The sequence below is a fragment of the Serratia sp. OLAL2 genome, from assembly GCF_002752475.1.
In the GTDB taxonomy this organism is placed as follows: domain Bacteria; phylum Pseudomonadota; class Gammaproteobacteria; order Enterobacterales; family Enterobacteriaceae; genus Serratia; species Serratia bockelmannii.
This window is the reverse complement of sequence record NZ_MSTL01000022.1, coordinates 1-5,475: the sequence shown is the minus strand read 5'-3', so window position 1 is coordinate 5,475 and position 5,475 is coordinate 1. Positions and strand designations below refer to the sequence as shown.

Below are 5,475 nucleotides of genomic sequence, written 5' to 3'. Positions count from 1 at the left end.
CTTTTTCTTCTGGCGCGTTATCGATCTGGTCGAAAGCACGTGCAGAACCGCCGTAGGTTTTAGCCAGAACGGTGGTGATCGCTGCAGTCAGGGTAGTTTTACCGTGGTCAACGTGGCCGATAGTACCGACGTTAACGTGCGGTTTTGTACGTTCAAACTTTTCTTTAGACATCGATTGTCCCTCTAAGACACGGATAAATCGGTGGTATCACCACATCAACCAAGCATTTGCTCGTTGAATCCAGAACAGAAAGAAAATCAGGGGGCGAGAAATTAAGAAGTGGTGCTGATAGGCAGATTCGAACTGCCGACCTCACCCTTACCAAGGGTGCGCTCTACCAACTGAGCTATATCAGCACATCTTGGAGCGGGCAGTGGGAATCGAACCCACATCATCAGCTTGGAAGGCTGAGGTAATAGCCATTATACGATGCCCGCATCCTGGAACTCGGCTACCTGATTTTTCTGTAGAATTTTGGGATGGAGCAGGACTATTCATCACTCGCTTCGCATCCTTCGGGCCGGCTGCGCCTTGCGCTGCACAGCTCGAACCTTGCCGAAGGCTTTCGCCCTCTCCTCCCGCCATCAACCGCTGCGGTATTTATCGCATCTCAGTTAATCGCCGAAGGCAAGATTTGGTGGTGGGGGAAGGATTCGAACCTTCGAAGTCTGTGACGGCAGATTTACAGTCTGCTCCCTTTGGCCGCTCGGGAACCCCACCAGATTTTAACTACTTGTGACTTGAATGGTGCCGGCTACCGGAATCGAACTGGTGACCTACTGATTACAAGTCAGTTGCTCTACCTACTGAGCTAAGCCGGCATCAAGTGCAGCGCATTCTAGGTAGAGCGGACGGCCTATGCAACAAAAAAATTGCTTTACGCGCACTTTCGCTCACAAATCAGTCAATTTTGCATGCTGTCATGCAATTCGCAGCCTGCGGCGTGCAAACATTCATCACTTGCGGCAATCATTCTCTACAATTTTATCCACTTTTTGCAAGCATTGAGAGCCCCTTTCTCCGTGTCGGGCTTCTCAAAACACGTAACCTGCGTCGGTAAACCGTGAGCGGGATCGATGCACCAAAAAGAGGATCGCTGCCCAGGTTCGTGGCGTGAACTACACTTATTGCTCGCTCTTTCGCCGTGGCTATGCCTTTCGTCGTTCTGGCGCAGTTATTGCTTATCTTCATTACCCCCATCTCTGGAGGAATGACCGATGAAAATAGTGCCTATCAACGCCGCTACGCTCCCGATTTATCGCGATGAATTGGCTCGCCTGTTGACCGATGCGGTCACCCACGGTGCTTCAGTGGGCTACGACACCTTAATCCCGCATGAAGACGCCGAGAGTTACTTCCACAGCCTGCGTCCCGCCTTGGCCAAAAGCGAGCTGCTATTGTGGATTGCCCGCGACGAACGCGGCGTCGTTGGCACCGTGCAACTCGAGCTCTGCCAGAAACCGAATGGCCGTAATCGTGCGGAGGTGGTGAAGCTATTGGTGCATAGCCGCGCTCGCCGCAACGGCGTAGGTCTGGCGCTGATGAAGACGTTGGAGCAGGCGGCACTGCAACAGCAGCGCGGGCTATTGTACCTGGATACGCAGGCTGGCTCAGCGGCTGAAGCGCTTTATCGCAGCCTGGGTTATCGCTGTTTGGGCGAGCTACCGGATTATGCAGCGGGCCCCGATGGGCATTATCATCCGACCGTCATTTATTACAAACGTCTATTCACCGTAAACCAACCTTCGCGCGCCATTGCCTGCTAGCCTTCAGGCGGTATCCGGCCCCGATGATACCGCCTTGCAACCCCGCCTTATCAACTGCGCGCCGCTTCGCACAATTGACATAAACTGCTGCCTATCGACAACTTTTGCGAAAAAAGTCTACGCCAAAAACGAAGCTGTCTATAATATGCAGCTTGTTTATTCTCTGGAGTTGGCGTCCGGCGCCTTTCCCAACCTGCGTTAACAGGCAGAATTTGGCTTATGATAAAAAGAGATCAATCTTTAGCAACGCCTTACCTACAGTTCGATCGTACCCAATGGGCTGCGTTGCGAGATTCGGTGCCGCTGACGTTATCGGAAGAAGAGATCGTTAAGCTGAAAGGGATTAACGAAGATCTCTCGTTGGAAGAAGTTGCGCAGATTTATCTGCCGCTGTCACGACTATTGAACTTCTATATCAGTTCCAACCTGCGCCGACAGGCGGTGCTCGAGCAATTCCTCGGCACCGACGGGCAAAAAATTCCCTATGTCATCGGCATCGCCGGCAGCGTAGCCGTAGGTAAGAGCACGACCGCACGTCTGTTGCAGGCGTTGCTGAGCCGCTGGCCGGAACACCGCAGCGTTGAGTTGATCACGACCGACGGCTTCTTGCATCCTAATAAGGTGCTGAACGAACGCGGCCTGATGAAGAAAAAAGGCTTCCCGCAGTCTTACGATATGCATAGCCTGGTGAAATTCGTGTCAGAAGTGAAATCCGGCGCCAAACGCGTTACCGCTCCGGTTTATTCTCATTTAATCTATGACGTTGTACCTGAGGGTAATAAAGTCATCGAGCAACCGGATATTCTGATCCTGGAAGGGCTTAACGTATTGCAAAGCGGTATGGATTACCCGCACGATCCTCATCGCGTATTCGTTTCCGATTTTGTCGACTTCTCCATATATGTCGATGCCCCGGAGACGCTATTGCAAAGCTGGTATATCAATCGTTTCCTGAAATTCCGTCAGGGCGCATTTTCCAATCCCGATTCTTATTTCCATAACTATTCAAAATTGCCGGAACCGGAAGCGATTAATATCGCTACACAATTGTGGAATGAAATTAACGGCTTGAATTTGCAGCAGAATATACTACCTACCCGCGAACGCGCCAGCCTGATCATGACCAAAAGCGCCAACCATGCCGTTGAAAGCGTGCGCTTAAGAAAGTAATACTACCGATCGCTCAAGGGGACGGTAACGTCCCCTTGGTTGCTCTCGCTATTCTGCACTGCGCAGCGATATCTCTCCGCCGATAAAGGGTTTGATCTCCCCATCTTGTTCCAGCAGCAGTGCCCCCTGCGAATCGATGCCTCGTGCGATGCCTACAATCTGCCGCTCACCAATCAGCAGTTTGACCGGTCTGTCGATAAAATTATCCAACGTGCGCCAACGACCAATGAATGGCCCCAGCCCATCTATCTCGAATTGTTTTAACGACTGCCGCAATTCATTGAGCAAAGTAGCAGTCAGCTCATTACGATCGATGTTAATGCCGGCTTCTTGCAGGTTGATCCAACCTTGGTTGATCCCCCCGGCATTGGTATCCCGCATCGCCAAATTAATGCCAGCACCGATGACCAACTGAGCCGCATCGCCAGTTTTTCCTGTCAACTCGACCAGGATCCCTGCCAATTTGCGATCGTTCAGGTAGAGGTCGTTGGGCCATTTTACTCGCACGTCTTTAGCACCAAGGCGCTGCAAGACCTCCGCCATCACCATGCCGATCACCAGGCTCAGCCCCATCGCCGCAGCTGGCCCCTGTTCCAATCGCCAAAACATCGACAGGTATAAATTGGCGCCAAACGGCGAAATCCACTGGCGCCCACGACGACCGCGGCCTGCCAGTTGATACTCAGCGATGCAGGCGTCGCCAGATTGTAGTGTTTCGATACGATCCAGCAAATATTGATTGGTAGAGTCGACTACCGGCAACACGGTAACGCGTTTGTCGTCCAACCCTTTTAGAATGCGTTCCGCCTCCAATAGCGGCATGGGGGCAGGCAAGCTGTACCCTTTGCCAGGCACGGTAAAGACATCCAGCCCCCACTCGCGAATGGTTTGAATATGCTTATTGATCGCAGCACGGCTCATGCCGAGTGACTCACCGAGGTGTTCCCCGGAATGGAATTCGCCGTCGGCCAACAACGCGATCAGTTTTAACGGAACCTTGGTATCTTTCATGACAGCACCACCACGGCATTCAGCTCACCGGTCGCACCAATAAAACGCACCTCAGGCTCCAACCACACACCGAATTTATCGGCCACCGTCTTGCGTACGTGACGCGCCAGCGCCACCACATCCTGGCTGTGGGCATTGTCGATGTTCACCAGCACCAGCGCCTGCTGGCGGTGTACCGCAGCACCACCGATGCGATATCCTTTCAGCTCGCATTGGTCGATAAGCCAGCCGGCGGCCAGCTTCACCTGACCATCCTGCTGCGGATAATGCGGCATGCCGGGATATTTGGCGACGAGTTCTGCGGCTTTCTCTGCGTTCACCAAAGGATTCTTGAAGAAGCTGCCGGCATTGCCGGTTTCGCGCGGATCGGGCAGCTTGCTGCGACGCATAGCACATACGGATTCAAATACCTGAAGCGGCGTCACCGTGGTGGGCTCCAACTTGGCCAGATCGCCGTAACTCAATTTGGGTTGCCACTGTTTGTTGAGACGCAGACCCAGCCCGACAATGACATGCCCAGTTTGGAAACGGTGCTTGAAAATGCTTTCCCGGTAGCCAAAACCACACTCGGCAGCCGGGATGCGATCGATAGCGCCGGTAGAGAAGTCCAGCAAATCGACATACTCGCAGACGTCTTTCAATTCGACGCCGTAGGCGCCGATGTTCTGAATAGGGGCAGAACCGGCCAATCCAGGGATCAACGCCAGGTTTTCCAGGCCGCTGATCCCAGCCTGCAGCGTATATTGCACCAGGTCATGCCAATTTTCACCGGAGCTGACGTGGAGATACCAGGCATCGTTATCTTCTCGAACATCGATACCCTTCAACTGATTGACCATTACCGTACCCGAGAAATCCTCCAGGAACAGCACGTTGCTACCTTCACCGAGAATCAGCAGCGGCTCCTGACGCTTGCGCGTTTGTTGCCACACCTTGAGCATCAGCTCAATTCTATCGGCCATGATCAGGTGCGCTGCGTTGACCGGGAGCGCAAACGTATTGTGGTTTTTTAAAGACGCGCTTTCAGTAGACATAACGTTCAGTACCTATACGGAAATAATCTTTCGCCTAGTCTACTCGATTCGAGGCGTCTGGCTAATATTTGTTTTAATTAACGTGAAATTTATCGAATAATACACTAAAGAATTAAGATTTATCTTTGATATAGCCAGATATTTCTTATCAACACATTAATAAATAGGCATTTTTATTATTTAAATAATAATCTGAAGCTATCAATTATATATTAATCTGGCTATTTCTCTGGCAAAAAACATTATGATTCCTTATAAGAATAAGCTACATATGCCAAAAAGGTATTTTTCAAAGTAATAGATACAGCCAGTATATTTATTTTACGCATAGCAAAAAGCCCTGAACGTCAGTTCAGGGCTTTCGGCTTTATTTGATGCCTGGCAGTGTCCTACTCTCGCATGGGGAGACCCCACACTACCATCGGCGCTACGGCGTTTCACTTCTGAGTTCGGCATGGGGTCAGGTGGGACCACCGCGCTATTGCCGCCAGGC

Annotated in this window: 5 protein-coding genes, 4 tRNA genes, 1 rRNA gene and 1 other RNA gene; 2 read left to right on the top strand and 9 right to left on the bottom strand. The window is 51.6% G+C overall.

The genetic code is table 11. The annotated features are described in order from the left end of the window. From BVU99_RS24650 to BVU99_RS24625, 6 genes are all read right to left on the bottom strand, one after another. On the bottom strand, positions 1-172 hold a 172-nt coding region (locus tag BVU99_RS24650), incomplete at its 3' end, for a GTP-binding protein (protein ID WP_227255718.1). Positions 173-281: 109 nt separating this feature from the next. Then, positions 282-357, bottom strand: a tRNA-Thr gene (locus tag BVU99_RS24645). A gap of 6 nt (positions 358-363) precedes the next feature. Further along, a tRNA-Gly gene (locus tag BVU99_RS24640) sits at positions 364-438 on the bottom strand. Positions 439-474: 36 nt separating this feature from the next. After that, positions 475-590: non-coding RNA, RtT sRNA (locus BVU99_RS24635), on the bottom strand. Between the two features lie 46 nt (positions 591-636). After that, a tRNA-Tyr gene (locus tag BVU99_RS24630) sits at positions 637-721 on the bottom strand. A 25-nt stretch (positions 722-746) separates the two neighbouring features. After that, positions 747-822 (bottom strand) — tRNA-Thr (locus BVU99_RS24625). Positions 823-1,218: 396 nt separating this feature from the next. Here BVU99_RS24625 and BVU99_RS24620 point away from each other — a divergent pair. Together BVU99_RS24620 and coaA are read left to right on the top strand one after the other, a co-directional pair. Next, positions 1,219-1,767 carry a GNAT family N-acetyltransferase gene (locus BVU99_RS24620; RefSeq protein WP_025304937.1) on the top strand — a complete coding sequence of 183 codons (549 nt, stop codon included), beginning with the start codon at positions 1,219-1,221 and terminating at the stop codon, positions 1,765-1,767. 219 nt (positions 1,768-1,986) lie between these two features. Further along, entirely contained in the window at positions 1,987-2,937 is a 951-nt protein-coding gene (coaA, locus tag BVU99_RS24615) for a type I pantothenate kinase (RefSeq protein WP_025304936.1), read from the top strand. Between the two features lie 48 nt (positions 2,938-2,985). On the opposite strand, the gene birA is transcribed toward coaA, so the two are convergent. The 3 genes from birA to rrf form a co-directional block, all read right to left on the bottom strand. Further along, complete coding sequence (birA, locus tag BVU99_RS24610; RefSeq protein WP_025304935.1) at positions 2,986-3,948, bottom strand: bifunctional biotin--[acetyl-CoA-carboxylase] ligase/biotin operon repressor BirA; 963 nt, start codon at positions 3,946-3,948, stop codon at positions 2,986-2,988. Then, on the bottom strand, positions 3,945-4,982 hold the full coding sequence (gene murB / locus BVU99_RS24605; protein ID WP_099817766.1) for a UDP-N-acetylmuramate dehydrogenase: 1,038 nt from the start codon (positions 4,980-4,982) through the stop codon (positions 3,945-3,947). The genes birA and murB overlap by 4 nt, the downstream gene beginning before the upstream one ends. Positions 4,983-5,358: 376 nt before the next feature. Continuing rightward, positions 5,359-5,474, bottom strand: a 5S ribosomal RNA gene (gene rrf / locus BVU99_RS24600). Position 5,475: the final 1 nt, after the last annotated feature.